26 protein-coding genes are annotated in these 26,413 nt (G+C 34.8%); 9 read left to right on the top strand and 17 right to left on the bottom strand.

From position 1 onward, the window contains the following. The first annotated feature begins 99 nt into the window (after positions 1-99). Entirely contained in the window at positions 100-300 is a 201-nt protein-coding gene (locus tag H9D55_RS07670; RefSeq protein WP_186078298.1) for an IDEAL domain-containing protein, read from the top strand. A gap of 160 nt (positions 301-460) precedes the next feature. Here H9D55_RS07670 and H9D55_RS07665 read toward each other — a convergent pair whose 3' ends face one another. The 5 genes from H9D55_RS07665 to hemE all read right to left on the bottom strand — a co-directional run bounded on the left by H9D55_RS07665 (position 461) and on the right by hemE (position 6,375). Beyond that, positions 461-1,903: an APC family permease gene (locus H9D55_RS07665; protein ID WP_235963146.1), complete on the bottom strand. Its 1,443-nt coding sequence runs from the start codon at positions 1,901-1,903 to the stop codon at positions 461-463. Positions 1,904-1,965: 62 nt separating this feature from the next. After that, complete coding sequence (locus H9D55_RS07660; protein ID WP_186078296.1) at positions 1,966-2,955, bottom strand: lipoate--protein ligase; 990 nt, start codon at positions 2,953-2,955, stop codon at positions 1,966-1,968. 56 nt (positions 2,956-3,011) lie between these two features. After that, positions 3,012-4,415 (bottom strand): protoporphyrinogen oxidase, encoded by a 1,404-nt coding sequence (hemY, locus tag H9D55_RS07655; protein WP_186078294.1) that lies wholly within the window; start codon positions 4,413-4,415, stop codon positions 3,012-3,014. A gap of 14 nt (positions 4,416-4,429) precedes the next feature. Beyond that, positions 4,430-5,344, bottom strand: coding sequence for a ferrochelatase (hemH, locus tag H9D55_RS07650; protein ID WP_186078292.1), 915 nt, complete (start codon positions 5,342-5,344; stop codon positions 4,430-4,432). A gap of 2 nt (positions 5,345-5,346) precedes the next feature. Further along, positions 5,347-6,375: a uroporphyrinogen decarboxylase gene (hemE, locus tag H9D55_RS07645; RefSeq protein WP_186078290.1), complete on the bottom strand. Its 1,029-nt coding sequence runs from the start codon at positions 6,373-6,375 to the stop codon at positions 5,347-5,349. A gap of 173 nt (positions 6,376-6,548) precedes the next feature. Between hemE and H9D55_RS07640 the strand changes: the two genes are divergently transcribed. After that, positions 6,549-7,085: a hypothetical protein gene (locus tag H9D55_RS07640; RefSeq protein WP_186078289.1), complete on the top strand. Its 537-nt coding sequence runs from the start codon at positions 6,549-6,551 to the stop codon at positions 7,083-7,085. A gap of 17 nt (positions 7,086-7,102) precedes the next feature. Here the strand turns inward: H9D55_RS07640 and H9D55_RS07635 are convergent, their stop codons facing one another. Beyond that, positions 7,103-8,305: an ABC transporter permease gene (locus tag H9D55_RS07635; RefSeq protein ID WP_186078288.1), complete on the bottom strand. Its 1,203-nt coding sequence runs from the start codon at positions 8,303-8,305 to the stop codon at positions 7,103-7,105. Beyond that, the gene (locus tag H9D55_RS07630; RefSeq protein WP_186078302.1) at positions 8,295-9,035 is read right to left on the bottom strand and encodes an ABC transporter ATP-binding protein; all 741 of its coding nucleotides are present in this window, start codon (positions 9,033-9,035) and stop codon (positions 8,295-8,297) included. The genes H9D55_RS07635 and H9D55_RS07630 overlap by 11 nt, the downstream gene beginning before the upstream one ends. Positions 9,036-9,109: 74 nt before the next feature. Here H9D55_RS07630 and H9D55_RS07625 point away from each other — a divergent pair, with 74 nt between their 5' ends. The 3 genes from H9D55_RS07625 (at position 9,110) to H9D55_RS07615 (ending at position 10,974) form a co-directional block, all read left to right on the top strand. Next, positions 9,110-9,538 (top strand): HIT family protein, encoded by a 429-nt coding sequence (locus H9D55_RS07625; protein ID WP_186078287.1) that lies wholly within the window; start codon positions 9,110-9,112, stop codon positions 9,536-9,538. 44 nt (positions 9,539-9,582) lie between these two features. Then, positions 9,583-9,933 (top strand): YtxH domain-containing protein, encoded by a 351-nt coding sequence (locus H9D55_RS07620; RefSeq protein WP_186078286.1) that lies wholly within the window; start codon positions 9,583-9,585, stop codon positions 9,931-9,933. An 84-nt stretch (positions 9,934-10,017) separates the two neighbouring features. After that, positions 10,018-10,974 carry a peptidylprolyl isomerase gene (locus tag H9D55_RS07615; protein WP_186078285.1) on the top strand — a complete coding sequence of 319 codons (957 nt, stop codon included), beginning with the start codon at positions 10,018-10,020 and terminating at the stop codon, positions 10,972-10,974. 114 nt (positions 10,975-11,088) lie between these two features. Here the strand turns inward: H9D55_RS07615 and yhaM are convergent, their stop codons facing one another. From yhaM to H9D55_RS07580, 7 genes are all read right to left on the bottom strand, one after another. Then, positions 11,089-12,027 carry a 3'-5' exoribonuclease YhaM gene (gene yhaM, locus H9D55_RS07610; RefSeq protein WP_186078284.1) on the bottom strand — a complete coding sequence of 313 codons (939 nt, stop codon included), beginning with the start codon at positions 12,025-12,027 and terminating at the stop codon, positions 11,089-11,091. Positions 12,028-12,032: 5 nt separating this feature from the next. Then, the gene (locus H9D55_RS07605; protein WP_186078283.1) at positions 12,033-14,969 is read right to left on the bottom strand and encodes an ATP-binding protein; all 2,937 of its coding nucleotides are present in this window, start codon (positions 14,967-14,969) and stop codon (positions 12,033-12,035) included. Between the two features lie 7 nt (positions 14,970-14,976). Continuing rightward, complete coding sequence (locus H9D55_RS07600; protein ID WP_186078282.1) at positions 14,977-16,161, bottom strand: metallophosphoesterase family protein; 1,185 nt, start codon at positions 16,159-16,161, stop codon at positions 14,977-14,979. An 80-nt stretch (positions 16,162-16,241) separates the two neighbouring features. Continuing rightward, a complete protein-coding gene (locus tag H9D55_RS07595; protein WP_186078280.1) occupies positions 16,242-16,592 on the bottom strand; it encodes a YlbF family regulator in 351 nt (116 codons plus the stop codon). A gap of 54 nt (positions 16,593-16,646) precedes the next feature. Continuing rightward, the gene (locus tag H9D55_RS07590; RefSeq protein WP_186078278.1) at positions 16,647-17,780 is read right to left on the bottom strand and encodes a DUF445 domain-containing protein; all 1,134 of its coding nucleotides are present in this window, start codon (positions 17,778-17,780) and stop codon (positions 16,647-16,649) included. Positions 17,781-17,820: 40 nt separating this feature from the next. Next, entirely contained in the window at positions 17,821-18,267 is a 447-nt protein-coding gene (locus H9D55_RS07585) for a helix-turn-helix transcriptional regulator (RefSeq protein WP_186078276.1), read from the bottom strand. Positions 18,268-18,300: 33 nt separating this feature from the next. Beyond that, entirely contained in the window at positions 18,301-19,620 is a 1,320-nt protein-coding gene (locus H9D55_RS07580; RefSeq protein ID WP_235963145.1) for a dicarboxylate/amino acid:cation symporter, read from the bottom strand. 181 nt (positions 19,621-19,801) lie between these two features. Here H9D55_RS07580 and H9D55_RS07575 point away from each other — a divergent pair, with 181 nt between their 5' ends. After that, a complete protein-coding gene (locus H9D55_RS07575) occupies positions 19,802-20,692 on the top strand; it encodes a cation diffusion facilitator family transporter (protein ID WP_186078274.1) in 891 nt (296 codons plus the stop codon). Here H9D55_RS07575 and H9D55_RS07570 read toward each other — a convergent pair. Together H9D55_RS07570 and H9D55_RS07565 are read right to left on the bottom strand one after the other, a co-directional pair. Then, positions 20,687-21,319, bottom strand: coding sequence for a response regulator (locus tag H9D55_RS07570; RefSeq protein ID WP_186078272.1), 633 nt, complete (start codon positions 21,317-21,319; stop codon positions 20,687-20,689). The genes H9D55_RS07575 and H9D55_RS07570 overlap by 6 nt on opposite strands. After that, a complete protein-coding gene (locus H9D55_RS07565; protein ID WP_186078270.1) occupies positions 21,312-22,433 on the bottom strand; it encodes a GAF domain-containing sensor histidine kinase in 1,122 nt (373 codons plus the stop codon). The genes H9D55_RS07570 and H9D55_RS07565 overlap by 8 nt, the downstream gene beginning before the upstream one ends. 120 nt (positions 22,434-22,553) lie before the next feature. Here H9D55_RS07565 and H9D55_RS07560 point away from each other — a divergent pair, with 120 nt between their 5' ends. Genes H9D55_RS07560 through H9D55_RS07550 form a run of 3 tightly spaced genes read left to right on the top strand, consistent with a single transcriptional unit; the run spans position 22,554 to position 24,275 of the window. Continuing rightward, positions 22,554-22,952 (top strand): disulfide oxidoreductase, encoded by a 399-nt coding sequence (locus tag H9D55_RS07560; RefSeq protein ID WP_186078268.1) that lies wholly within the window; start codon positions 22,554-22,556, stop codon positions 22,950-22,952. Continuing rightward, complete coding sequence (locus H9D55_RS07555) at positions 22,945-23,448, top strand: thioredoxin family protein (RefSeq protein WP_186078267.1); 504 nt, start codon at positions 22,945-22,947, stop codon at positions 23,446-23,448. The genes H9D55_RS07560 and H9D55_RS07555 overlap by 8 nt, the downstream gene beginning before the upstream one ends. Further along, positions 23,445-24,275: an RluA family pseudouridine synthase gene (locus tag H9D55_RS07550; protein ID WP_186078265.1), complete on the top strand. Its 831-nt coding sequence runs from the start codon at positions 23,445-23,447 to the stop codon at positions 24,273-24,275. Before H9D55_RS07555 ends, H9D55_RS07550 begins: the two co-directional genes overlap by 4 nt. 44 nt (positions 24,276-24,319) lie before the next feature. Here H9D55_RS07550 and H9D55_RS07545 read toward each other — a convergent pair whose 3' ends face one another. Beyond that, positions 24,320-26,410, bottom strand: a complete 2,091-nt coding sequence (locus H9D55_RS07545; RefSeq protein WP_186078263.1) for an RNA degradosome polyphosphate kinase — start codon at positions 26,408-26,410, stop codon at positions 24,320-24,322. Between the last annotated feature and the right edge of the window lie 3 nt (positions 26,411-26,413).

Below are 26,413 nucleotides of genomic sequence, written 5' to 3'. Positions count from 1 at the left end.
TATTAATTGAATTTAATTTTTAGAAAATTTAGTTTATAAGCTTGACGATATAGGTATATATACTATAAAATCAAACATATTAGATAGGAGGACGTCCACATGGAGAAAAGAACAATTAATATATTGAGCCAGAAGCGCGCATTCCTCGATGCCATTAACGATCTATCATCAGATATGGTGCTGCAAGATTCTATTAAAGCGTACTACAGGGAACTATATAATGAAAAAATCGAAACTGCTTTAATAGTTAAAGATAAAGAAACTTTTATTAAATATACTGACCTTTTAAATGAGCTTTAAAACACAAGAACATTATGTATCTTGTGTTTTTTATTTTTAAATGTCCTTGTTTGAACTTTAAGTTCCCATTACTTTTTCATAAGAATACGACTCTCCTGCTGTTATAAAAAAACAAAAAAGGACACACAACTAATGAGTGTCCTTTCTTTCAAGTAATTTTCTATTTTGCTTTTATATTTTCACTCGTTTCATTTAATATCAGGTAGTCTAATTCTTCTTTAGAGAAAGACTTTAATTTTTTAAACTGTAACAGGAAGAACACAAGTCCGATCACTGCCCATACGAGTAAAGCAATATACGAAGGTCCTGATAGTGATGCAGGTGATGTTGGTACAAGTAACAGTAATAAAAAGATGAATGAAATTATCGCTCCAAATACACCGAACACAACATAAAATAGATTTTTGTTTTCTTTTTTGCTAAATAACTTTACAGCCACCATACATGTCGCTAAAAATGCAATAGATACACCTACGCTCGACATGTCTACAATCCAGTTCAGTGCAGTTCTACCCAACCAAGGTCCAGCTAAGCAAATAATCATTACAAATCCAATCGCATAATGTGGTGTGTTTGTTCTCTTGTGTAACTTCGCAAAAATTTCTGGCACAAAGTGCGCACGTCCTAAAGCAAATAATAAACGTGATGAAGATAAAAAGAATCCATTTAACCCAGTAAATACTCCAAATGAGATCGCAAGCGCTAAGAATATGATACCGATTACACCCATAGATGAATTAACGACTGAACCCGTCATCCAAGAAGAACCATCAATCATTCCTTCGTAAGGATAGATCCAAGATGTCACTAAAATCATCGCAACATAGGTAATAATACTTGCTATAATTCCAAATACGATCAGTCTAAATGTATAATTGGCATTAAATTTAAATTCTTCTGCAGCTTGAGGTATGTTATCGAATCCTACAAACATCCATGGTGCAATCGCAACGATTAAAATAATCGATTTCCATATGCCGTTTGATTCATTGAATAGTGGCTTCGCATTTTCAAATGAAAAATCTCCCACAAAGAATGACACTAGGAATAACAGTGTCACTACAATTGCCATGAATAGACAGAAAATAAATTGTAAATTACCAGATAACCCTGATCCCTTTGTACTGATGATTGCGAATACAATTAAAATTATTGTAGAAAGTATCACTTCCATGATGTATACATCCCAGCCAGCGATTGTATATAAGTAACCGATTTCAAGAAAGTCCGGTAAAATAAACTTAAACATTAAGCTGAATGCAGATGCGTTCAATGCAACAACACATAAGTATCCAAACACTAAGAACCATGAAGCTATAAAGCTCACATACTTACCAAATCCGACATAAGTAAATGCAAACTCTCCACCGGACACGGGGAACTTTGCTGTTAATGCTCCGTAACTAACCGCAATTACTAACATCAATAATCCACCAATGAGGATACCTAAAGAAGCACCCAATGTACCTGATGATGATAACCAATCCCCTGGTAAGATAAACGCACCCCATCCAATGGAAGATCCATAGGCAATTGCCCAGACAAATCTCTTCGACATGGTACTATCTAGTTCTTGTCTCTCCTGTGAATTATTCACATAAATTTCCTCCTCAAATTAAAAAAGACAAACCTTTAAAAAGGTTTGTCTTAACTTTACCCTATTTTTTATGAAATTAACGTTAAAAATTCATCTCTTGTAATTTTTCCTAGATAATGACTGATATCTAAATCTCTTAACGCCTCATCCATATGCTCATACGTATGCTCTACACCTATTAACTTTTCTTCAATATCGGATACTTCTCCGATACCGAAGAAGTCACCAAAGATTTTTGCATGTTCAATTTTACCTTTTTTCACTTCCAGTCGAACGTCTAAAAGACCCGCAGCAAATTTATGTGACGCATCGTAATTGTAATGAGGATTCTTACCGAAGTTCCAGTCCCATGTCTGGTACTTTTCTTTAGATAAGGTCATAATCTTATCCCAGTCTTCATCTGTTAGTTTGTATTCTTCAATCTCTGCTTTACTTCCGAAAATCTTTTCTAAAATTTTCTCTTTAAAAACTTCAAGATCTAGTGGCTCGTCAAGGAAGTCACTTACAGTCCCGACTCTTGCACGTACAGATTTAATTCCTTTAGATTCAATCTTTTTCGGGTTTACTTTAAGTGCATTTTGAACTTCATTTAAATCGCTGTTTACCATAACTGTTCCATGTGAGAACATGCGTCCTTTGATTGAAACCATTGCGTTACCAGAGATTTTTTTTCCTTCAACTTCGATGTCGTTACGACCGACAAGTTCAGCTTTTACACCCATGTCATTGAGAACTTCAACGATTGGCTGTGTGAATTTTTTAAAATTATGGAAACTATTTCCATCATCTTCAGTTACGAAGCTAAAGTTCAAGTTGCCAAGATCATGGTAAACTGCTCCACCACCACTTACACGACGCACCACTTTAATTCCTTTTTCACGTGTGTAAGGTTCGTTAATTTCTTCAATGGTATTTTGGTTCTTACCTATGATGATGGAAGGTGCATTGATATAAAATAAAAAATATGAATCATCGGTTGGAATTTCTCTTAATACATACTCTTCCATTGCCAGATTGATCATCGGATCTGTAATGTTATTGTTTGAAATAAACTTCATTATATATTCCTCCATAAAAATATCCTAAGTCTATTATACAAGACTTAGGATGATTTTTAGTACTCATGTACTCTCATAATTTTATCCGCAGTAACTTTTGCTGTTTTCACACAGTCCGGTAGACCTACTGCATAATGTGGTGCGCCAATGATGTGAAGCCCTTTATAGTTTTTATCGATCTCGTCATGAATTGAATCAATGATATCTTTATGACCGACCAAATAGTTCGGCGCCGAATTTGGCATGCGTGTAACAATAGAAAATTCTGGTTCGCCCTCTATATTCATAATTTTATCGAGATCATTACGTGCTCTTCTAATTATTTCGGCATCTGTTCCTTTGTTGATAAGCCTATTCAGCTCTCTATCATTTGGTTTACCAATATATAACCTCAAGAGTGCCTTTCCCTCAGGCGTCGAGTGTGCCCATTTCTTATTTGTCCAAGTACACGCAGTGATCGACGTTCCTGCATTTCGACTAATTACAAATCCAGTTCCATCTAGATTATTTCGTACTTGTGATTGATTAAAGGCCATCACTATATTTGCCACCGTTGTAGATTTCATATGTTTAAAGTATTCCAGTTCCTTAATATCCAGAAAATTTTTATAGGCATGATGCATTGTCGTAACAATTACTTCATCATATAATTCAGTTTTACCATTGACTGTAACACGATATCCGTTTTCTACTGGTTCAATACGCTTAACTGGAGATTCTTTTTCAATGATCGCTCCAGCTGCCTTTGCACTGAATACAAGTCGGTCAATAAATGATTCTAGACCGCCTTTAAATTGAAAGAACATACCTTGTTTGTTATTCAGTTGCTTTTTTGATTCTCCAGTCTTACCAGAAGAAGTTTGATGAAACATGCCCTTAATTAAACTTCTATATTTCTCTTCTTGTGTCTTGAAAAATGGATATGTGGACATCAAGCTCATTTCATCGATGTCCGTTGAATACACACCTGAAAGTAGCGGTTGTATCATATTTTCGGTGATTTCATTGCCGAGACGCTTTCTAAAAAATTGTCCAGCAGATAAATCTCGATTCATCTTAACAGGTGGTCTAACATAGTCTATCAAACCTCTCGCTTTTCCAAGTGGTGACAATAAATCTGTCTTTAAAAATGAGGTTAACGTTGTAGGTACACCTAGCATTGTTCCTTTTGGTACTTTTGTCAGACCTCTTTTTGTATAAATATAAGCCTGTCCAGTTTCATTTCGAACGAGATGTGACTCCATACCAATCTCTTTAGCAAGGTCAGTTAGGGATTGTTTTCTACTAATATAGGATTCTGGACCGAGTTCTATGACATATCCATCTTTTCGGTATGTTTTTATCTTACCACCGATATGATCAGACGCTTCAAACACATCAACGGATGCACCTGCTTTGGATAAGTAATATGCAGCAGAAAGTCCTGTGATACCCGCTCCAACAATAGCGACCTTTTTCATAACTCTCGCCTACCTTACAGTTTTAAAATTTCATTGACCATTGCTTGAATAAATCTATCATCCGTATTTGGCATCGGAGGTCTGTGATACGTTGCACCAACTTTGTCAGTGACAACCTTACATTCATAGTCATTATCATATAGTACTTCTAAATGTTCACACACGAAACCAAGTGGTAGATAAACAAAATGCTTATACTTATATTTGTTATAAAGGTCTTCTGTTAAGTCCTGTACGTCTGGTCCAAGCCATGGGTCAGGCGTGTTTCCTTCAGATTGCCATCCGACATGATAATTCCCTTTGTTTACACGTGCGCGAATTAATTCCATCGTTTCTTTTAATTGATCCGGATATGGATCGTTGTTTTTAGTAATAAGTTTTTCTGGTAAGGAATGCGCAGATACGATAATGGCTGTATCTTTATGCTCTTCTACATCAATTTTGTTCAGTGTATTTTCAACTTGTTCAACCCAATAGTCTATGAAATTCTCATCACGATAAAAGTCAATAACTGACTTAACTGTTATTCCATACTTATCAGCTTCTTCTTTCGCACGATCATTGTATGTCTGTACAGAAAAAGCTGAGTAATGTGGCGTAAGAACAATCGTATCGATATTTTTGATGCCTGCTTCGTGAATATCTGCAACTGCATCTTCAATAAATGGGTGAATATGCTTTAACCCGATAAATAACTCGTACTCATCATCCGATTGCTCATTTAATTTATTTAAAAGTGCACGTGCTTGACGCTCAGTAGTATCTGCTAATGGTGAGATTCCACCAATTGCCTCATAGCGTTCTTTTAAATCTTGCAACGCCTCGTCAGAAGGTTGTCTCCCGTGTCTGATATGTGTGTAATACGGTAAAATATCAGACTCTTTGTATGGTGTGCCATATGCCATAACAAGTAATGCTTTTTTAGCCATAATTAAAACTGTCCTTTCGAGTATGAATGTACATATTCAGTTAATCTTTTGAGCGTTTCAGGCTTGACATCTGGGAATACACCATGCCCTAAGTTAAAGATGTGTCCTTTGCTTTGTCCTTGATCTAAAATTTCTTTCGCACGTTTTTCGATAACTTCCCAATCTGATAATAAAAGTGCTGGGTCTAGATTACCTTGCAGTGCTTTTGTAATACCTAGATCTCGTGCTTCTTTGATCGATGTTCTCCAGTCTAACCCGATAACATCTGTTCCAAGTGTGTTCCACTCTGGCAACAGATGACTTGCACCAATACCGAATAAAATGACTGGTACACCTAATTTTTTAGTTTCACTAATAATTCTGCGCATAGAATCACCTAGGTAGTACTCATAATCTCTCTTGTCTAAAGCACCTGCCCAAGAATCGAAGATTTGAATCATTTTAGCACCAGACTCTACTTGTGCTTTTAAGTAAACAATGCTCATTTCTGTGAGCTTATCCATTAATGCAAACCATGTTTTTTCATCATTATACATCATTGATTTTGTCTTATGATAATGACGCGTTGGTCCACCTTCAATCATATAGCTTGCTACAGTAAACGGTGCCCCACAGAAACCAATAAGTGGTACGTTTAGTTTTTCTTTGACTAAGATTTCAATTGTTTTATATATATAATCGAGATCTTTATATGGATCGATTTCTTTTAACTGTTCAACGTCACTAAGTGTGCGAATTGGATTTTGGATCACAGGCCCCACACCTGATACAATATCGACATCTACCCCCATTGGAGAGAGCGGTGAAATAATATCTTTATATAAAATAGCCGCATCAACGTTATAGTTTTCAACTGGTGTCGCAGTTAAATAGGCAGTAAGTTCTGGTTGTTTTGTTATCTCTATAAGCGAATATTTTTCTTTTACCTTGTTATATTCAGGTTGAGAACGTCCGACCTGTCTCATGAACCAAACAGGAGTATAATCTGTTTTTTCTCCTCTAGCAGCTCTTAAAATCGTATCATTAAACACAATTGTTGCCTCCAATTTCAAATTATTAATTTTAATTTTATCATAATAATTGGAATGATTTTAACTTGTGAATGAAATGTCATAGTTAGTTCAAAAATTAAAATGTTTGAGAAGGGTCACATTAAGGATATACTAATAACAAATCGTATTACAATATTATAGAGGTGACTAAAATGTATATTCACAGCACAACAGGTACAATCAACTATCTAGATACCATTTTCAAAGAGCACGATAACTTATACTTCCAGGCGAATGGTGAAAATGCAGTCTTATATTACGAAGACTCAAACAACGAATCTATGTTTAAAACGAAGCGATCATATAAAGTGATTAATTCTATGGGTGAACTTAACGACAAGTTACCACTTGCTGTATATCACATTCCAGCATATGGTACAGGGAAAAGCACGATTATCTCTCACCTATCTGACTTTGCTGAAAAATTAAAACAAGCTAGAGGGTTAAATGCATTTAGAATTTCTCAAAATATTGATGGAGAGAACTATCTTGTACTACTTAGCTTTGTAGAACTTAGTGCATATCATGACTTTAAAGACTCCGATACATTTAAAAATTATTTAACTATGGACGTTCTTAAACAATTCCAAAACATTGAAGCGATGTTCCAAGATTACATCTCAACTAAACTATATTTCTCACTACATGAATATCGTGAACAAATGAATGAACTTGAGGATAACTATTAAAACAAGCTCTAAGTGATTTAATCACTTAGAGCTTCTTCTTTTTTGTATACATTTTTAGAAAATACTTTGTTAATCAAGAGTGCCCATATCGGGAATATGATTGCGATATAGAACTCAGCAGGATGTATGCTAATAAAAACAATTATAAAAAATATAGAAATAACTATGATCAACTTTTTAGAATATCTAATGTATGAGTTTCTAATTTTTTCACGACTCACCGGCCAGATTTTCGGCCATAATAGATATGCTTGTGCTGTATATAGTCCTTGTAGTTGAAGAATCATAATGTATAGTACAAATAAAATAAATATAATGCTGATATATAGATTACTCATCCATATAATAAAGATACTACATAATATGAACAGTCGTATCATAATCATAGGTAAGTCAAAGTCTCTTAAAAAACTTCTATGGAAGAGATAATCATACATATGGTCTTGGTCGTAGTGTTTGATGAATTGTTTCTTCATTAAAACATCAAAATACGGACGTCTTTTAAATGTTTTATTTCGTTTAGATACGTTCGCAAACATAGAGATAATCGTATCAAAACGGTTTTGTTCTTGTTTCTCATGATCGATTTGTGCTAACCAATCTATACTAGAACGTGTTTTTTTCTTTAAAATAATGAATGCTACTAGGTATATTAATATACCTAGTATGATTAACATCATATTTTGCATCTGTAAGAACAGAAGTATTGTGTTTATAATCATAAACATATAAACAATGGCGGTCGGACTAATATTAGAATTCACTGCGAGTACTTTTAGTGTGAATACACCGATAACCATCAAGTAAAACGTGAATATAATGATGAGTGAATTCTCTACACTATGGTTGATAATTAATAGTATAAACGCTATTGCACTGACAACGAATGGTACAGGTATTCCGAGTATAAATGAATAAATTTTAGAAGACATAAAATAGTCGTCTAATTCCTTTTCTAATGGTGTTAAAAATATAACATCTGCTTCTTTTAAAAGACTTCTATAAACTGGTATGATAGCAACACTCATCAGGATTGCCGCAACGAGATCCACGTATATATTACCTGCGAGATTTTCTTTAAGGCCTAAAAGTGTGTATAGCAACACCCCTGCCGCAATTGATAAAAAAAGTATAAAGTGGCTATTAAAAATATACTTTGAGTAGTACGCACGTAACTTAATATCGTGGTCCATACGGGTCTTGAAAATGTTACGAAACATGAGAATCGCCACCTGTGAGCTTTAAATATACGCTATCTAATGTCCCATTCTTAAGACCTGTTTGTTCTCTAAGGTCATCGATTGTACCGTCCGCTATTTTTCGGCCATCATGAATGATGATATATCTGTCACAATAACGTTCAGCTGTAGATAAAATATGAGTACTCATAAGAATCGATCGATTATTACTTCTCTCTTCAACCATTAAGTTTATGAGTGACTCAATACCAATCGGGTCCAGGCCCAGGAAAGGTTCGTCAATAATATATAGTTCCGGTTGAACGACGAATGCACAAATCAACATTACTTTTTGCTTCATACCTTTAGAGAAGTGTGTCGGGAATTTATCGAGTTCCTTCTTGAGCCTAAAGAGATCCAGTAGTCCATCTGCACGTTTCATTATCGTTTGTTCATCTATCCCATACGCCATAGCCGTCATATGAATATGCTCTCGGAGTGTTAGCTCTTCATATAGGATCGGTGATTCTGGAATATATGTCATATGAGTGCGTGCTTGGTCTTTAATGTTTGTAATTGATTTACCTAGTACTTCAATGCGTCCAGAATGTGGCTGCAAGAGCCCTAAAATATGCTTAATTGTTGTGCTTTTCCCTGCCCCATTTAATCCGATGAGTCCAACAATTTCGCCTTCTTTAATATTAAAGTCTATATTATGAATCACTGGTGTTTTTGAATATCCACCAGTTACGTCTTTTAATTCGAGTATCATAGCTTCCACATCTTTCAAAATAATCATGTATAATGTATTTTAAATATATCACATCAAACGAAAGAGGTATAACAATGAGTGAAAAATCAATATTTGAAATGATCATCAACAGAGACATTCCGGCAAACATTCTTTACGAGGATGACGATGTTATCGCATTTTTAGACGCATTTCCTGTGGCTAAAGGACACACGCTAGTCGTTCCTAAAGTTAAAGTAGAAAACATTTACGAACTTTCACCAGAATCTGGTGCAAAAGTTATGGAAGCTATATCTAAAGTTGCGCGGGCACTGCGCATAACTTACCAACCAGAAGGTTTAAACGTACTTCAAAATAACGGTGCTTTTGCCTCACAATCAGTATTCCATATCCACTTTCACCTAATACCCCGTTACAAAGACGAGCATGATGGTTTTGGATTTAAATGGGATGAATTACCAGCTTTAACGGATGATGAAAAAGCTAAGGTTGCAGAAGAAATTAAAAGTAATTTTGATGCTTAATTTTCTCACTTTAGGGTAAACATTTAATGAGGATGTGAACACTTATGAAATTTAAGAATATTTTAGTCGGTTTTGTAGTTGGAACAGTGGGTGGTTTAGTACTTGCTTTGTTAAACGCGCCAAAGTCTGGTAAAGACTTACAGTCTTCATTTACAGATGGTTCTAGCACAATTAAATCCGCTTCTAATCAAATCAAAGAAGAAATTGGTAACATTAAAAATTCAGTATTACGTGCAAAACATGAGACTTCTAATATTGGAGAACTTGTAGATGAGGTTAAGACGCTCGTGTCAAACTTCCAACAAGATATTGAACCTAATGTAGATAACCTAAAAACAGGTGTAGATGATATTAATAGTCGGGTTTCTAAAATAGAGAAGAAACTATCAGAATAAGATGAGTGATGTACAATTCTGTGCATCATTTATTTTTTTATGCTATATTAAATTTTGTATTTCAATAATAAGGAGTTTTAGCGAATGAAGAAGTTACTTATGAGCGCATCTTTATCTTCACTACTCGTTTTAGCAGCGTGTGGAACTGATAATTCAGATGACAAGAAAGAATCAAGCAGTGACAAAGAAATAAAGTATGATAATGTACTTGCTGAAAGTAAAGCTGGGGATGTAACAGTAGATGACATACTTAACTCAATTGGTACGACTGAAGTCGCGAACCAAACATTTGAGCTTACTTTAAACAAAGTTTTAGAGGACAAATACAAAGATGAAATTAACGTAGACGAAATTTCTAAACAGGTTGATAAAGAAATCGAAAACTACGGTGGCGAGCAGCAATTTAGTCAAATCTTAGCTCAAACTCAGCCAGGTATGACGATTGAAAAATATAAAGCAAACAAAATTGCAAACGCACTTCACAACAGGTACTTTGCAGAAAAATTTGAGATAACTGATGACGCTGCACTTAAAGATGCTGTAAAAGCACAACATATTTTAGTTAAAGTTGGTGCAGAACAAGGCGGAATGAAAGACGAAGACGCTAAGAAGAAAATTGATGAGGTAATTAAGAAAGCTAAAGACGGAGAAGACTTCGGCGAACTAGCCAAAGAATACTCGGATGATGGTAGTGCAGATCAAGGTGGAGACCTTGGCCTTGTTACTAAAGGACAGATGGTTCCAGAATTTGAAAAAGCTTTATATGAATTAGAACCAGGTGAAATTTCTGACGTTGTTAAGACACAATTTGGTTACCACGTAATCAAACGTCAAGACACTAAAAAAGAAGATCTTTCAGATGAAGAAATTTCAAGCGCAAGACAAACTATGGTTCAACAAAAACTACAAGAGAACCAAAACAAAGTTGTAGAATTCTACAAAGATCTATTAGATGAATATGAAGTAAAATTCACTAACGAAGACATCAAGAAACAAGTTGATCAACTCATCAATCAAGAAGCACCTGAAGAGAAAAAATAATTTAAATAATTAGAGATCACGATTCTTTTATGGAATCGTGATTTTTTTCTGAAAAATTTAAATACATAAAAATCCCCTCAAGTAGGATTTTAATTCCAACTTAAGGGGATCAAATTATTCTTCTTCTCTTCTATAAAACATTCTGCCATCTAGCGGGAAGATTCGTCTTGTAAATTCTCCTGGTTTTATCTGTTCAATGTGTTTATTCATCATCATCATTCTTGCATCTATGTTGTCGATAAAGTTCAACATTTCCGCTTCAGGTAGCATCGGCTCTTTTGGAGAACCATACTCTAATTTACCATGGTGCGCTAAGATTACATGTTTTAGAAGTAAAATTTCTTCTCCCTCTAAATCAAGTTCTCTTGCAATCTCATTGATTTCTTCTGTAGCGATTACGATATGCCCAATCAGGTTACCTTCAACAGTGTATGACGTGTTTAGTGCGCCTGAGAGCTCTTTCACCTTACCGATGTCATGCAGAATTATTCCTGCATATAATAAGTTTCTGTCAAGTGTTGGGTAAATATCACACAATGACTCACCAAGCTTCAGCATCGTGTATACGTGGTACGCGAGTCCTGACACGAAATCATGGTGATTTGTCATTGCTGCTGGAAATGTTGAAAATTCCTTCTTATACTTAGTTAAAAGGCCTCTCGTAATCCTTTGTAAATTTGCATTCGTAATCTTTAATGAGTAATCAAAAATTCTGTCATACAACTCATCTGCATCGATCGGTGCCTCCACCATGAAGTCTTGAATTACAAGTCCATCTTCTTCTGTTGCTGGACGAATTTGTAAAATCTTCATTTGATTATTACCACGATAGTTGATAACCTCTCCCCTAACCTTAACAAGATCAGCGGCTTTTAATGCTTCTATTTCTTCAGGAGTGACTGTCCATAATTTTGAATCAAGTTCACCTGTTTTATCAGACAATATTAATGTCATGTATGGTTTACCTTGTTGTGTTACACCATCTTGTGCTCTCTTTACAAGATAAAATGATTCGACACTATCACCAGGGCCGAGTGATGAAATATTTGTCATCACATTTACCTCCTTATTTTTTCTTTTAAAATAATTGTATCTTGTGACGGTATGCTCTTCTCTAATTTACAAGTAAAGAAGAGTACTTGGTCATCTATGTTTGTTCTGAAATAATTCAGAATCGTTTTAGTACGTACTTCGTCGAAGTGTACAAATGCATCATCTATAATTATCGGTAGTTGATAATAGCTTTTTAAAGCTTTTATCAAGCTGATTCTAAGAGAAATATATAGCAACTCTTTAGTTGATTGAGAAATTTCTGATGGGTCAAAAATCTGACCGTTCGAATGTTTTACTTTGAGGACATTGTTGTCGTACATCACATCGATATAGCGTCCTTTTGTGATATTTTCAAAAATCGAACGGGCTTCTTCAACAACGATTGGTAAACGCTCATCCTTGATGGCTTTGATATGTGCCTCAATTAGATTCTTGATGTACATGAGTGACATGTAATCCATCGCATTGACTTCAATTTGGTTTTTCTCAATTTCAAATTGATGATTTAGATCAGATAGTTGCCCATCTTTTTCAAGATAATTTATCTCTTGGTTTACTTTAGCGAGTTGCGATTGTTCTTCATCAATCTGTTCTTGATAAGAGTTAATTGTTTCACGCATGCGTGTTTCTTCTGCCTTTAAATCTGCGGTTAAGAAATTCGCGAGCATCGTTCTCTTATTCTGATCGTAATGCTCTTCTTCAAGTTTCACGCTAAGCTCTTTAAATCTATTTTCATTATTTTTATATTCATTGTGCATTCTGCCGTAGTAGTAGTACTCGTCTTCATCGCTCGCATTTACAAAATCAAGTAGCTTAATCATTTCTTGCTCAGAAACAAAATTTCTATTCTTGATGACCCCTACTTCATTTTCAAAAAGGTTAATTTGGTCTCTTAAATTCATGTAAGTATCTCGAGTTTTTCTCATTTTATCTAAGAGAAGTTTAGCTTCATAGAAAATCGAGTTAATGTGGAAGTCAATATTTAGGTTCTTGATTTTCTCTTTTGTATCCAAACTAAATTTTTCAAGATCGCTATCTAATTGCGCTACTTTTACCTTGTCTTTATCAATCATACGCCTAAGTTGTTTGATGTCACGAATCGTATAAATGATAGCGTTAATTTGTCCATTCTCGATTTCCTCAGACACTCTTAGCTTCTCTTTGACTCTTGATAAGTCTAAGTTTAGCTGGTCAATTGAACTGTCAGAAATCGCGAGAGTTTCTTCAAGATCCTCGAGCTTAACTGAGTTCGTGATACGTTTAGAAATTAGATTCTTAAGTTCTGTGTTTCTATCTTTTGCATCATAGAAGTCAAAATTAACGTCGTGCGCGCCACTGATTTCGTTAATTTTATCTTTTAATGTATTCACTTCTTCTTCGTAATCCGTTTTCAGTGAATCCGTCTCTTCTCTTTTACCAAGTTTCAGCAATAATAACGATAACAATCCAATGACTAAAAATAATGAACCAAAGGTATACTCGCTTCTTAGGATAAAATACAAGATTCCAACGATGGTTAGAACGGTGCTAATTGAAATAATCAATGTGCTTTGTAGCTTGTTACGCTTATCTCGCTCTTTTTTCTCACGCTCATAATCACGTTCAATGAGCGTATACATACGTTCTTTTTCTTTAAGTTCAAATTCGAGATCCATTATTTCTTTCTTTGCTCTCATCTGTGAATCGGATAACTGCTTATTCTCTAAAGTAGAAATCTCTTCTTCTATCTGCTTCATGTTGGCTTTTAAGTGATCGATCTCTTTAGAGTAAAATTGGTTCTGTAGTTTTGTTTCATCATATTTAGAAAGCAGTGATTGCACGTTTTCTCTCACGATGTTTGAATCATCGACGTCAACATGTTCTTCTTGCCAACCAATATCATTCATAAGGGCATGAATTTGTTCTTCATTCTTGCTTACTTCAACTTGAAGCCTCTCGATTTCCAATCGCTTATGCTTGATATCAGGCTCTTGTTTCAATATATTTTCTAGTGTATTGATGTCCTCATCTTCCGGAAGATCGAGTTGACGCTCTTCACGAATTAACGCTTGAAGTTTTTCCTCACGTAACTCTACATCTTTCTTCCCGTTGATTAAGTGATTTTTCAGTGCTTCATATCGCTCTATCCCCTTTTCAGGGAACTCAATAGGTTCGACATCAAGCTTTGCTTCTAATTCTTTCCATTCTTTAATTTCGCTGTGATAAAGAATGTCTTTCATTTTTTCTTCTAAAGCTTGATTTAATGTGTAGACACCATGTTTTTTAACGTTTATGTTCTCTATTATTTTGTGTTGCTCTGATACAAGTGACTTGTACTCATCCTCATATTCCTTAAACTGTGCAATTTTTTCATTAATTATACGAATCTGTTCAAGCTCTTGATTTAACTCAGGTTTTATACCGTTTTTCTTATAGATACGGTCTAGCTCTTTATTTATTGCATCTAGCATGTCTTCATACTTATTCGAGCCAAGAGCACCTGCACGCAGAAGGTAATCTTGTAAGTCTTTTTCTGTCAAGTTCTTGTTAATATCCTGTAAACCAAGAACATCGAAGCTAAAAATAGAACGGAATGTTGCCTTATCAATATAGTTAAGTTTCTTAGTTAACCATTCGTCACCTCGTGTTGAACCGTCTGGCATGTAAACAACAACATCACCAATCGCACGATTACCTTTAATACGTTCAATTTCAATAGGCGCTGTTTCATCTTCAAATTGAATCTGAATTCTACCACCGTACGCATTTCCAAGTCTCGGTTCTCTTCTCGGCTCACCCTCACTACGTTTAGGGAAGCCGAATAATACTGAGTGAATAAATGACATCATCGTCGATTTACCCGCTTCATTCTCCCCAAAAATCTGAATGAAGTCATGGTCGAGATCAAATTTTTGATCGATTATTTTACCATACCCATAAATATGAATTGAAAGTATTCTCATAATCTTACTACTTCCTCATTAATAGTTTTAGTTTTTCTTCACCAAGTTCAAATAATACTTCACGGTCTATATGTTCGATGTCAGGGAGATATCTGTTCACTTTCGGATCCATATAGAGTGTGTTCAGTGATTCTTTATAAATTGAGTCATTTCTTCCAAATGAAGCTTTAATATCATTAATTAATGCGTTTCTTTCTGCATCTTTATATTCGAGCTTCATTTCATCTATCCAAATGAAGTCGTCGATATCCGCTTCATCTTCTTGAAGCAAATTAATGACTTCGAATAAATCTGTCGAACGGATGTCTTCATCGCCATCGTAGTATGCTATGAGTTGAACAATCTGTCTACCATCTACCCTTAACTTATTCTTGAACTTCGTCACTTCTTGGTAAAGATCCATACGGTCAACACTTGTCACGTCTATTTCATATGTTTCAAATAAAATATCTTGAACAGGGATGAATGTGCTGCTCAGTTTAATGCTGTCACCTTCAACGAGTAAGAATCCTTTTTCTCCTGATTCGTTCACGTGTCTGCCCTGGATATTTCCCGAATAGTTGATTAATGGCATTTCAGTCAAAGTTTGTCTCATGTGAATATGACCAAGTGCCCAGTAGTGATACAATTTAGAGTTTAAATCCTCTAGCGTAAATTCTGTGTATCGACCAATGTCACGGACTGATTTTGAGTAAGTACCGTGAAGCAGTCCAATATGAATACCATCGTTTCTTGTATTTGTTGGGTATTGGTCAAGCTTGCTTTCATATGATTCGTCCTGATAGTAGCTGAATCCATGAATAAACACATTTTCTCCTCTACTCGTCATCGCCTGGTAAGTCTCAACGTTCTCTCCGAATACTTTCACTGTGCTTGGCCAACTTGTTTTTATACCATCGACAACAGGGTCATGATTACCATGAATCATGTATGTGAAAATCCCATGGTTCTCAAGTCTTTCGAACTGTTCTTTTAAGAATATTTCTGATTTTAATGAACGGTTATCTGCGTCAAATACGTCACCAGACAAAATCATAAAATCTATCTTGTGGTCAATTGCATAATCAAACATGCGTTTTGCTGCGACGAATGTACTATTCATCAGTTTATTTACTATGTTTGATGGCATTTTAGAACGAGATTTGAACGGACTATCCAAATGCAAGTCTGCTGCGTGAATAAATTTAACCATATACTCGATCCTTTCTCATGTTACCTTCCTTATAGTATACCAAAAATTAAAAAAAGAGAGGTATGAACCTCTCTTGTTTTTTAGTTATTTAGCTTGTATAGTTCTTCAATCGGTTTCATGATGACACGGTTTAAATCTTGAATAAGTGCACTTAATTTTTGTTCGGCTTCCATTAGTTGTTTGATGTTTTCATCTTCCTCAATAGCTTGTGCTGATTGTTGTGCGCGTTCAACATCGCTGTCTAAGATGTCTTCACCGTTCATTTGCTTTGTTTGAAGTTCCATTTGAATGTTTCTGAACTCATCAAAGAGCTTTTTAGATTCTGCATTTCCATTTACTAATTCATATAATGCTTTTAAATTAGTGAACTCCTCTGATTTTCTTAACGCACTTTCAAGTGCATTTGCTTGGTCGTATACATTAACGCTCATATAATTCTCCTCAATCTATTTTTTGATAATATAAATGTAACATAAATGAAGTGTTTAGTTCAAAAATCCAATTATTAATCCTTGAATTAGTCCGATTAGTCCACCTAAGAAGTATCCTAAAAACATAATCATTTTGAACTCTTTATTCGCTACATCCATAACGAGTGACTCTAACTTGTCTAGCTCAAAACTATCAATCTGATTCTTAATCACTTCCGCAAGCTTGAGCTTTTCAATAATCTTAGGCATATTCATTCCAAAGTATGCTGTAATATTGTGTCTTAGCGTGTGCTTACCTCTTGTTTTAAATGATTTAAACAAGGATGGACTAAAATTAACAATCGGATAATCAAAAAGTTCATCAATATTAATTTTATTCCTAACTTCATCAACAATTGAACTTGTTACACGTGCTCTATCCACATCACTGATATAGCAGTGAATCTTTTTTTCGATGAACTTCTGATACTCTGTCATAATAAATTCTTGTTCTATTTTCTTCATATCACCGTGTGAAAGTAGATTAATGAGTTCATTTTGAATGCGTTCGGTAAGCGAGTCTTTCGAAATTACATACTTAATTGCTTTTTCAAGCTTACCTCGATTTTCAATGAAATCATCTACCATAGTGCGAATGTCTTCGGCACCTTTTTCACTAGATAAATACAATATTAGCCTACTGTTAATTCTTTCATGCAAGTTTGCCACTTCATTATCTAAAGTAAATTTTGCCTCACCTGGAAGAAGTGATTTAATTTCTCTATCCATGAGCTTAAAACTATACTCATTTATTTTGTCGCTAATCTCTATGTTCAGATAGTTCACAATTTTTTCAGATAACCCTGGAGATATTCTTTCCAGAATATAACGGATTGTCGTCTGTTCTGTTTCTAACGTTTCAATTTGTCTGTCTAAAAATAGTTCAATAAATTTCTGTGATTCTGTTGAGTTTAATTTTTCAACAAAAACTTCCGGAGTCAGTAAATGTTCTGTTACGATAGCACCGAGTTTTGTAGATGCCTCATCACGTCTCATAGGAATTACACCTGGAGTAAATGGTAATTTTTTACCAAATAAATACTTTGCCTCGTAAGGCCTAAATAACATCTTTATTGCAATCGTATTTGTAACACCACCAATAACTGCACCAATAGTTGCCATAAAGATGACTACGTATATTGTAGCCATTTTAAAAACTCCTTTAAAAAAAGAGCGCAAGTGCGCTCTTTTATTCTTTTATTTTTTGCTTGAAATATGTGGTCGATTGACGTTCAAGATAAGATGCATGCACCGGTCGATTCTCCGGATTTAATACTCTGTGTAAGTCATTCATCTTATTCTTTTGTAATGTCCAACCTTCTTTCTCTTTAACCGTTTCCCAATATAAACTTTCTTTTAAGTAGTCTGGATAAAATGCATTACCTCTAGATAATACTTGCGCAAGTTCTAATGGATCCCCACCAAACGTGCTTGTTAATGTGTCGCTGTCTCTGAATAAAGCACAAATGGATACACATGTTGTCCAGTTTGGAATAACACGCTCTTTCTCAATTTGTACGAGCGTTTTTTTAGATAGTCCCACTGTTTGACTCATTGAGTCTTGTGTATAGCCTGCTTCTGTTCTTATGATTTTAAATTTTGACTGAATTACCTTTGTGAAGGCCTTTCTATCCATTCATGATTCATCCCTTCAAACTAAAACTTTTTGTTATCTCGTAGCTGTTATTTTTTTACCTTCTTTGAGGTCTTCTTGATGATCAATTACAAGTGCTACCGCAGCATCACCAGTAACATTTACAAGTGTTCGAGTCATATCTAGTAATCTATCTATACCAATGATAATACCAATAGCAGCAGGGTCAAGTCCGATAGTTGTTAAGACCATTGCTAACATAATAAGACCTACGCCTGGAACACCAGCAGTACCGATACTTGCAATTGATGCAATGACGACGACTGTTATCATCTGCATGAGTGTTAAATCAATGCCAGAAAGTTGTGCGATAAATACAGTCGCTACTCCTTGCATAATTGCTGTCCCATCCATATTAATTGTTGCTCCTAAAGGTTGAACGAAGCTAGAGATTGATTCTCTAATTTTCAAGTTCTTTTGAGCTGAATCAAGTGAGATAGGGAGTACAGCGTTTGACGATGATGTACTGAACGCAACTGTCATAGCTGGTGCAAAGCCTTTAACGAACCAAATGAAACTCTTTTTCGCTAAGAATTTTACCATTGAACCATATACTAAACAAAAATGTATAAGTAACGCAAGTAATACGCATAGGAAATACATCCCTAATGACTTAATTGCACCAAATCCTGCTTGAGTAAATGCAGTAGCAACAAGTCCAAATGCACCGATTGCTGCAAAGTATTTCATTATAGACATAACGATAAGCATGATTACTTTTTCAGCTTCTTCAAATAAACGAATCACCGTGGGAATCTTGTCTTTTAATGCAATCATTGCGATACCAATAAAAACTGAAAATGCAATGATTTGTAACATGTTAGTAGTACTCATGGCTTCTATGATATTTTTGGGTATAATGCTAATTAATGTTTGGTCAAATGTTTGCGTTGAAGCATTAATATTTTCAACATTCGTTTCTCCACCAAATGTCGTTTCACGATATTCTGAAACTTCAGATGAATTGAGTAAATCCCCTTTACCAACACCCGGATCTAGAATGTTTGCTACTGTCATTGCAATCGATATTGCAACTGCTGTCGTAATTAGGTACATAACAATCGTTTTAATACCAATACTTCCTAATTTTTTAGGATCACCGACGTTAACAACTCCGAGTACAATCGATACAAAAACAACCGGCACTACCATCATGAAGATTAAGTTCAAGAATATCTGTCCAACAACCGTGAATATGTACTGATCGACAATTTGAACAAATGACATATCATAATATAAGTTAAATATAGACCCAATAATAATACCTAAAACGAGCCCAATAATAATACTATATGTCATTTTTTTATTGCTTGACATCTTTTGCTTTTCTGTCATCTTTGTTTCCCCCTTTTTAAGGTTAGCTACTATTTTCATTATATGGCTAATATTTAAATATTGTAAATATTTATTAAGTATATTATTACCTATTCATAAATTTTTTGTTCAAACCTTGACTTTTTAATGAACAGCAGAGTATGGTATCATATTTAGTGAATGAAAAATGGAGGCTATTCGCATGAGGCATGATGACTCTCTCAGTTTAAACATTAAGAAAGCTCGATCTGGTGCACTACTCTCAGTAATCACTTATATCTTTTTAACACTCATAAAGATTATTGTTGGATATGTTGATTCATCTCATGCGCTTTTGGCTGACGGTTTAAATAACTTTACAGACGTCATTGGCTCATTAGCTTTATTTATTGGGCTAACAATCGCACTTATTCCTAGAGATAAAAATCATACGTATGGTCATTACCGCGCCGAACTTATTGCTGCATTAATTGCCTCATTTATTATGTTTGCAGTTGGTATTCAAGTCATTATACAAGCAATTAATAAAGTAACGAGTAAAACATATGCCGAACCTTCTCTTTTATCTCTTTATGTTTCAATTGGATCGATGGTTGTCATGCTCGTCGTCGCTCTATATAACTATCGACTCGCAAATAAAGTGAAAAGCGTTGCACTAAAAGCAGCATCATTTGATAACTTCCAAGACGGTCTTGTTTCCCTGGGCGCAACTGTTGGTATAATTGGTGTACTCATTGGTATCGAAACTCTTGATACCATTGCTTCATTTGCTATTGGAATTGTGATTATCTATACAGGTATTATGATTTTTAAAGAAACTGCGACAACTTTGACAGATGGTTTCGACTCTAAGTTGTTAAAACAGATGCGCGAATTAATTGGTGAAGTTGAAGGAGTAATAAACGTAGTAGACATAAAAGGACGTAGCCATGGGTTTATGTATTTCATCGATGTAACAGTTACAATCAACCCTCATTTAAATGTTGTAGAAGGACATAAAATCACTGAAGATATTGAAAATATGATAAGAGAAGAGTTTGGTGATACTGAAACAATCGTTCACCTTGAACCTTCTCTCAAAAAAACCTTATAACTTTACTATGTTATGACGAATCGCATATATGACTGCTTGTGTACGGTCAGACACTTCGAGTTTAGTCAATATATGACTCACGTGTGTCTTGACCGTTTTTTCACTTACAAATAGAGTTTCTGCAATTTCTTTATTTGATTTTCCTGTAGCCATCTCACCAAGTACTTCCAACTCTCTCGTTGAAAGAATATTTCTCTGGTGCGGCATATCGCTATTTTCTTTTAATAGTTTTGTGATTTCTGGGTGAATCACTGCTCTACCCTCTAATACTCCACGAATTGATTCAATTAAATCTGTAGCATCCATTTCTTTTATTAAGTATCCATCCGCCTTAGCTTGGATTACTGGTCGTACATATTCTTCTGCTGTGTAGCTAGTTAGAATAACGACTTTCACATCTTTAAAATCTCGTTTAATTACTCGTGTAACTTCAATGCCATCCATTTCAGGCATAACCAGGTCTAGGAGAACAAGTTCTACTTTTTTATGATTCGATTTTAGATACTCTATTAATTTCTGTCCACTTTCAAAGTCTTCAATCACATTTAAATCATCTGTCGTACTCAGTAAAAATTTCATGCCTTCACGGACTACAGCATGATCGTCTGTTATCACAATGTTACTCATAAATAGACCCCTTCTTTTTCTTTAGTCTTACGGTAATGGCAGTACCTTTATTTAACTCAGATTCGATTTTAAAGACTCCACCTATTTGAGTGACACGTTCATTCATATTTTTAATGCCGTGGCTATATGGATGCTTTGTATCGATTCTAAAACCTTTTCCTTTGTCCTCTACTGTTAAGTAAAATTCTGTATCGTGGTTTAAAATTTTAATTACTGCTTTCGTTACTCCTGAGTGCTTTTTAATATTATTTAAACTTTCCTGGATGACTCTGAAGATCTGTGCTTCACTCTTATCATCAAGATCGTAAAATCCGTTAATTTCAATGTCAACATCTACTCCTAATAGTTTTGCATAATGCTCAATGGCTTGTATCATGCCATTTTCAAGTCCAATTGGTTTAAGCTGCCAGATTAATGCTTTCATTTCTCTCATTGCATATTTAGAAGTATCTTCAATCGATGATATCGTTGTTTTTATCTTATTCATATCATCGAGACGCTTTAGTCCATTTGACATAATGTTGATTGAAAACAGCATTTGGTTGACGGAGTCATGTAAATCACGTGCGAGCCTCTGGCGTTCTTGAACTAAGATGTTTTCTCGTTCTCTTCTATTTAAATCTATGCGTTTGAGTGTTGAACCAATTTGAAAAGCTACGGATTCTAAAAGATTAAGCTCTTCTTGTGAGAATTCTTTGACGTACGGTGTAGCAACGTTTAATAATCCATAAGATTCTCCCCCTGACATTAAGGGTACAGTAGCGTGATGTGTGATACCATTATTTTCATCGACATATGCTCGAGCTGCTTTTTCGAGTCTAGAGCATACAAAAATATTTGTTGCCTTCTCTAAATTATTTCTATTATATTGATTCACACACCAACATTTCCCATAAGTTAGATGACTAAAGTCTTCGTTCGTTAAGCTTTTCGGTAACTTATAATGCGCCCCTAGTTCATGTTCACCATGGCCGTTTATAAAAAATACCCATCCAGTTGCAAACTCACTGTTATCAATAAGCATCTTTAGTGCACCTTGTAGCATGCGATCCTTATCTGTCTCTTCGTTTAAAAATTCAGCAATATCTTTTAATAATTGCAACTTTGTTTTCATGTTATCACCATAATTGTTATAAAATAGCCACTCTTTTTTCCTATCTTTATTATCTTCATGATAAAATAAATACAGTACATTTACAAAAAATGAGGTGTTCTATTGAAAAACAAAATATATATGCAACTTATTTTCATCGTTTCTTTGGTTGCAACACTTGGATCTTTGTACTTTTCAGAGATTAGAGATTACACGCCCTGTGAGTTTTGTTGGTATCAACGTATTCTAATGTATCCGATTATAATTATTTCATTTATCTCAAATGTTAAAGATGATTGTAATGCGCGTCTCTACATTAGAATTATGGCAATTATAGGATTTTTAATTGGGCTTTATCATTATGGTTTACAAAAGCTAGACTTTTTAAAAGAAAATTTAAATGCGTGTACGGATGGCACATGTGCAGGTATATTTATAAACTGGTTTGGATTTGTTACTATACCCTTTCTAAGTCTTACAGCATTCTTTATAATAATTGTATTATCAATCTTAATTAAGAAAGGAAATCAAAATGAATAACAAAATATTTTATAGCGTAATCGTCGCGATTATTCTTGTATTTGGTGGTGTATTTTACTTCATGTCACAAAAGGAGGAAACTTCTGAAAACCTAAGTAAATCAGGTTACTATCCATACACAGATAAGGAGCCAAGTGAGCTTCAAGGTCCCACTAAAGAAGTATTAGATGACGAAAACTATCAATTTAATTTCACACCTGACGAAGCTAACAAAAAAATTGAAAATGAAGATGAAGTATTCGTATATCTTTGGAGCCCAGTTTGTGAGTATTGTAAAATGGCAACACCACTATTGATTGACTCTAAGAACACTAAAGATTTCAACCTCGTTCAGGTTAACGTATTAGAATATCCAGAATTCATGCAACAGCACAAAGGTAACGTAACGCCTACACTGATCTACTTCAATGATGGTAAAGAAGTAGAACGTGCTGAAGGTGCACCTGAAAAAGCTGAAGATTACACTGCCTGGATTAAAGCGGCACAAGAACAATGATTTTTAAAGTAAAAGATTCTCTTAATAATATGACTTTAGACGAAGCGTTAAAGTCTATGCATGTTCCTAAAAAGGAGTTGCACTGGCTTAGAATGTCAAAAAATATTCTTATAAACAATGAGCCTGCTAGGCTTAATGCTACTATTTCAGCAGGTGATATCGTCGACATCCCAGATTTCGAAACAGAGTCTAACTATAAACCAAGTGGAAATAACGCTAAAGTAATATATAGTGATAATTACCTTGCAGTCGTTCATAAGCCAGAGAGACAAAAGACTCATCCAAACGGTGTTGAGACGGACACGCTCATCAATGATGTCAAGTTTACATTAGGCGTTGATTATATTGAGCCAATTCATCGTTTAGATCAAACAACATCTGGCCTACTATTAGTTGCATTAAATCCATATATTAAAAAGATGTTGGATTTTGATTTAGAAGAAAGATTGATTGACCGAAAATATCTCGCTAGAGTATCCAATGAGGTAAAACCACAAATTATTGAAGCACGTATTGGTAAAAAACCACATACGACAAATACTCATCAGGTGGATCATAAGCGTGGTAAGCGTGCTGTGACACATATTCTATCATGTACTTCGGTAGACGATCACTATGAAATCACTGCGAAGCTAGAAACTGGTCGTACACACCAAATACGCGTTCATCTCTCACATATTGGCGCACCGATCATCGGTGACACTGTATATGAAGGAATGCGTTCTAAACGCATGGAACTATATGCTACACATATTGGATTTAACCATCCGATTACTGGAGATTGGTTAGCGTTTGAACACTTACCCGAAAATTATTGTATAAAATAATAAAAGCGCACTATCCACCTAGGCGGTTAGTGCGCTTTTATATTCTAATCTATACTTATATTCGCATTATCAAGATGGAGCAACGCTGTATTTTTTAATGCACGCTTTAATAATTCTTCTTGTGAGTTAAATTTCTTGCCTGTTGTTTCAATGTATTTATATGTTCCGTCGCTTTGACCAATACGTGTTTTGACATTATCTTTCAAAAATATATCGATTAATTCTTTCACTTCTTCTTGAATATTTTTATCTACAACAGGGAACATGATTTCAACGCGCTTTAACATATTTCTCGTCATCATATCTGCACTCGATAGGTAGATTTCCTCTTCTCCGCCATTACCAAAATAATAGATCCTCGAATGTTCTAAGAATCTGCCAACAATACTGCGAACAGTTATATTATCACTTACACCTTCTATATTTGGTCGTAAGCAACAAATTCCACGTATCATCAAGTCTATTTTCACACCTGCTATAGATGCTTGAAGTAACTTTTTTATGAGTCGTTTGTCTGTTAATGCATTCATCTTGGCAAATATATACCCATTACCTTGTTTCTTCTGATGTTCGATTTCTCTGTCAATAAACTCAACTAACTTATCTTGGATTTCGTAAGGAGCTACGAGCAATGATTCATATTGTGGCTTATTCGAATATCCACTTAAATAATTGAAGAAATTAATGGCATCTTTGCTGATTTTTTTATCAGTTGTAATAATTCCCATATCTGTATAGAGTTTAGCCGTCGAGTCATTGTAGTTACCTGTACTTAAATGCACAAAGCTTACGAGCTGGTCTCTAACTTTCTTAACGACTAAAGTTATTTTAGAGTGGGTCTTAAGATAGTTCATACCGTATATTACATGACACCCTGCATCCTCTAATTCTTTTGCCCACTGTACGTTGTTTTCTTCGTCAAAGCGTGCCTTAAGCTCTACAAGCACAGTGACTTGCTTGCCATTTGCACTCGACTTTTTTAACGCTTGAATAATTGGTGAATCATTAGATACTCTATATAAAGTTTGTTTTATTGCATATACATCGGGATCTAATGATGCCTGTTCAATGAAGTCCACTACAGGCTGAAATGATTCATATGGGTGATGCAAAAATATATCTCTTTCTAAAGCTAAATCATAAATATTTTGTTGTCCTAAAAACTTTGGTACTTGCGGATAAAAGGGTTTGAATAAAAGGTTTTTCAACTCGTTCTTATATCTAGAAACAAGCTCAAAAAGAAAAGTTAGATCAAGTGGCCCATCATACTTGAACACATCTTCTTTTGTTAAAAATAATGAGTTTCTAAGGAACGATCCATTAATCTTCTTGTATTTAGAAACGTCGATTTCCAGTCGTACTGCTACACCCTTTTCACGCTCTTTCAAGAATCGCTCAATTTCTACAAGCATATCTAGCGCACCTTCTTCATGAAGCGTTTGGTCCGCATTTCTCGTGATTCTAAAACTAAATGTACGATCTATCGTATACCCATTAAATAACTTGTAAACAAATTTTTCAATAATATCTTCAGTCATTACAATATAAGTGTTCCCTCTTTCTCTAAATTCATAGAATCGTTTAAGAACACTAGGCAACTGTACAATTGCGATTTCCTCACTTGTATCATTAGATAAATTCACGTAAATATTTATTTTTTTATTCATTAACTTTGGAAAACTACGGTATGCATCAATACCAAGAGGTGTGAGAGTCGGAAATATCTCTGAATCAAAAGTAGATTCAAGTTCACTTTTAAGTGATTCCGGAAGTTTGTCTGGACGTGTGAAGTGAATATTGTATTCACTCAACTCATCCATAAGTTTGTGAAACTGTTCATATGCGTCAACACAGTTCTTTTTATTTAATTTACTAATCTCAATCAGTTGTTCATGCGCCGTCAGCTGTGTTTTATTCTCTGGAACATTATACTCAACAAATTCTTGGTCTTTTAGTCCACCAACACGAACCATATAAAACTCATCTAAGTTAGACGCAGTTATCGCCAAAAATTTTAAGCGTTCTAAAAGAGGATTCGATGTATCCATTGACTCCTCTAGAACGCGGTAGTTAAACATCAGCCAACTGAGTTCTCTATTATTGTAGTAATTACGATTATTTAAATTAATATCCATTGC

This window comes from Phocicoccus pinnipedialis, from assembly GCF_903994035.1.
Lineage (GTDB): Bacteria > Bacillota > Bacilli > Staphylococcales > Salinicoccaceae > Phocicoccus > Phocicoccus pinnipedialis.
The sequence above is the reverse complement of the archived record's forward strand: the minus strand, read 5'-3'. Positions and strand labels throughout refer to the sequence as shown.

Excerpts from the sequence above, each read along its gene's own strand:
- H9D55_RS07620 (WP_186078286.1), top strand. The coding sequence starts at position 9,583 with ATGAAATTTAAGAATATTTTAGTCGGTTTTGTAGTTGGAACAGTGGGT.
- H9D55_RS07640 (WP_186078289.1), top strand. The coding sequence starts at position 6,549 with ATGTATATTCACAGCACAACAGGTACAATCAACTATCTAGATACCATT.
- H9D55_RS07590 (WP_186078278.1), bottom strand. The coding sequence starts at position 17,780 with ATGGCTACAATATACGTAGTCATCTTTATGGCAACTATTGGTGCAGTT.
- H9D55_RS07575 (WP_186078274.1), top strand. The coding sequence starts at position 19,802 with ATGAGGCATGATGACTCTCTCAGTTTAAACATTAAGAAAGCTCGATCT.
- H9D55_RS07600 (WP_186078282.1), bottom strand. The coding sequence starts at position 16,161 with ATGGTTAAATTTATTCACGCAGCAGACTTGCATTTGGATAGTCCGTTC.
- yhaM (WP_186078284.1), bottom strand. The coding sequence starts at position 12,027 with ATGACAAATATTTCATCACTCGGCCCTGGTGATAGTGTCGAATCATTT.
- H9D55_RS07550 (WP_186078265.1), top strand. The coding sequence starts at position 23,445 with ATGATTTTTAAAGTAAAAGATTCTCTTAATAATATGACTTTAGACGAA.
- H9D55_RS07605 (WP_186078283.1), bottom strand. The coding sequence starts at position 14,969 with ATGAGAATACTTTCAATTCATATTTATGGGTATGGTAAAATAATCGAT.
- hemY (WP_186078294.1), bottom strand. The coding sequence starts at position 4,415 with ATGAAAAAGGTCGCTATTGTTGGAGCGGGTATCACAGGACTTTCTGCT.
- H9D55_RS07615 (WP_186078285.1), top strand. The coding sequence starts at position 10,018 with ATGAAGAAGTTACTTATGAGCGCATCTTTATCTTCACTACTCGTTTTA.
- H9D55_RS07660 (WP_186078296.1), bottom strand. The coding sequence starts at position 2,955 with ATGAAGTTTATTTCAAACAATAACATTACAGATCCGATGATCAATCTG.
- H9D55_RS07670 (WP_186078298.1), top strand. The coding sequence starts at position 100 with ATGGAGAAAAGAACAATTAATATATTGAGCCAGAAGCGCGCATTCCTC.
- H9D55_RS07625 (WP_186078287.1), top strand. The coding sequence starts at position 9,110 with ATGAGTGAAAAATCAATATTTGAAATGATCATCAACAGAGACATTCCG.
- hemH (WP_186078292.1), bottom strand. The coding sequence starts at position 5,344 with ATGGCTAAAAAAGCATTACTTGTTATGGCATATGGCACACCATACAAA.
- H9D55_RS07545 (WP_186078263.1), bottom strand. The coding sequence starts at position 26,410 with ATGGATATTAATTTAAATAATCGTAATTACTACAATAATAGAGAACTC.
- H9D55_RS07570 (WP_186078272.1), bottom strand. The coding sequence starts at position 21,319 with ATGAGTAACATTGTGATAACAGACGATCATGCTGTAGTCCGTGAAGGC.
- H9D55_RS07595 (WP_186078280.1), bottom strand. The coding sequence starts at position 16,592 with ATGAGCGTTAATGTATACGACCAAGCAAATGCACTTGAAAGTGCGTTA.
- H9D55_RS07630 (WP_186078302.1), bottom strand. The coding sequence starts at position 9,035 with ATGATACTCGAATTAAAAGACGTAACTGGTGGATATTCAAAAACACCA.
- H9D55_RS07580 (WP_235963145.1), bottom strand. The coding sequence starts at position 19,620 with ATGACAGAAAAGCAAAAGATGTCAAGCAATAAAAAAATGACATATAGT.
- H9D55_RS07565 (WP_186078270.1), bottom strand. The coding sequence starts at position 22,433 with ATGAAAACAAAGTTGCAATTATTAAAAGATATTGCTGAATTTTTAAAC.
- H9D55_RS07560 (WP_186078268.1), top strand. The coding sequence starts at position 22,554 with ATGCAACTTATTTTCATCGTTTCTTTGGTTGCAACACTTGGATCTTTG.
- H9D55_RS07585 (WP_186078276.1), bottom strand. The coding sequence starts at position 18,267 with ATGGATAGAAAGGCCTTCACAAAGGTAATTCAGTCAAAATTTAAAATC.
- H9D55_RS07635 (WP_186078288.1), bottom strand. The coding sequence starts at position 8,305 with ATGTTTCGTAACATTTTCAAGACCCGTATGGACCACGATATTAAGTTA.
- H9D55_RS07555 (WP_186078267.1), top strand. The coding sequence starts at position 22,945 with ATGAATAACAAAATATTTTATAGCGTAATCGTCGCGATTATTCTTGTA.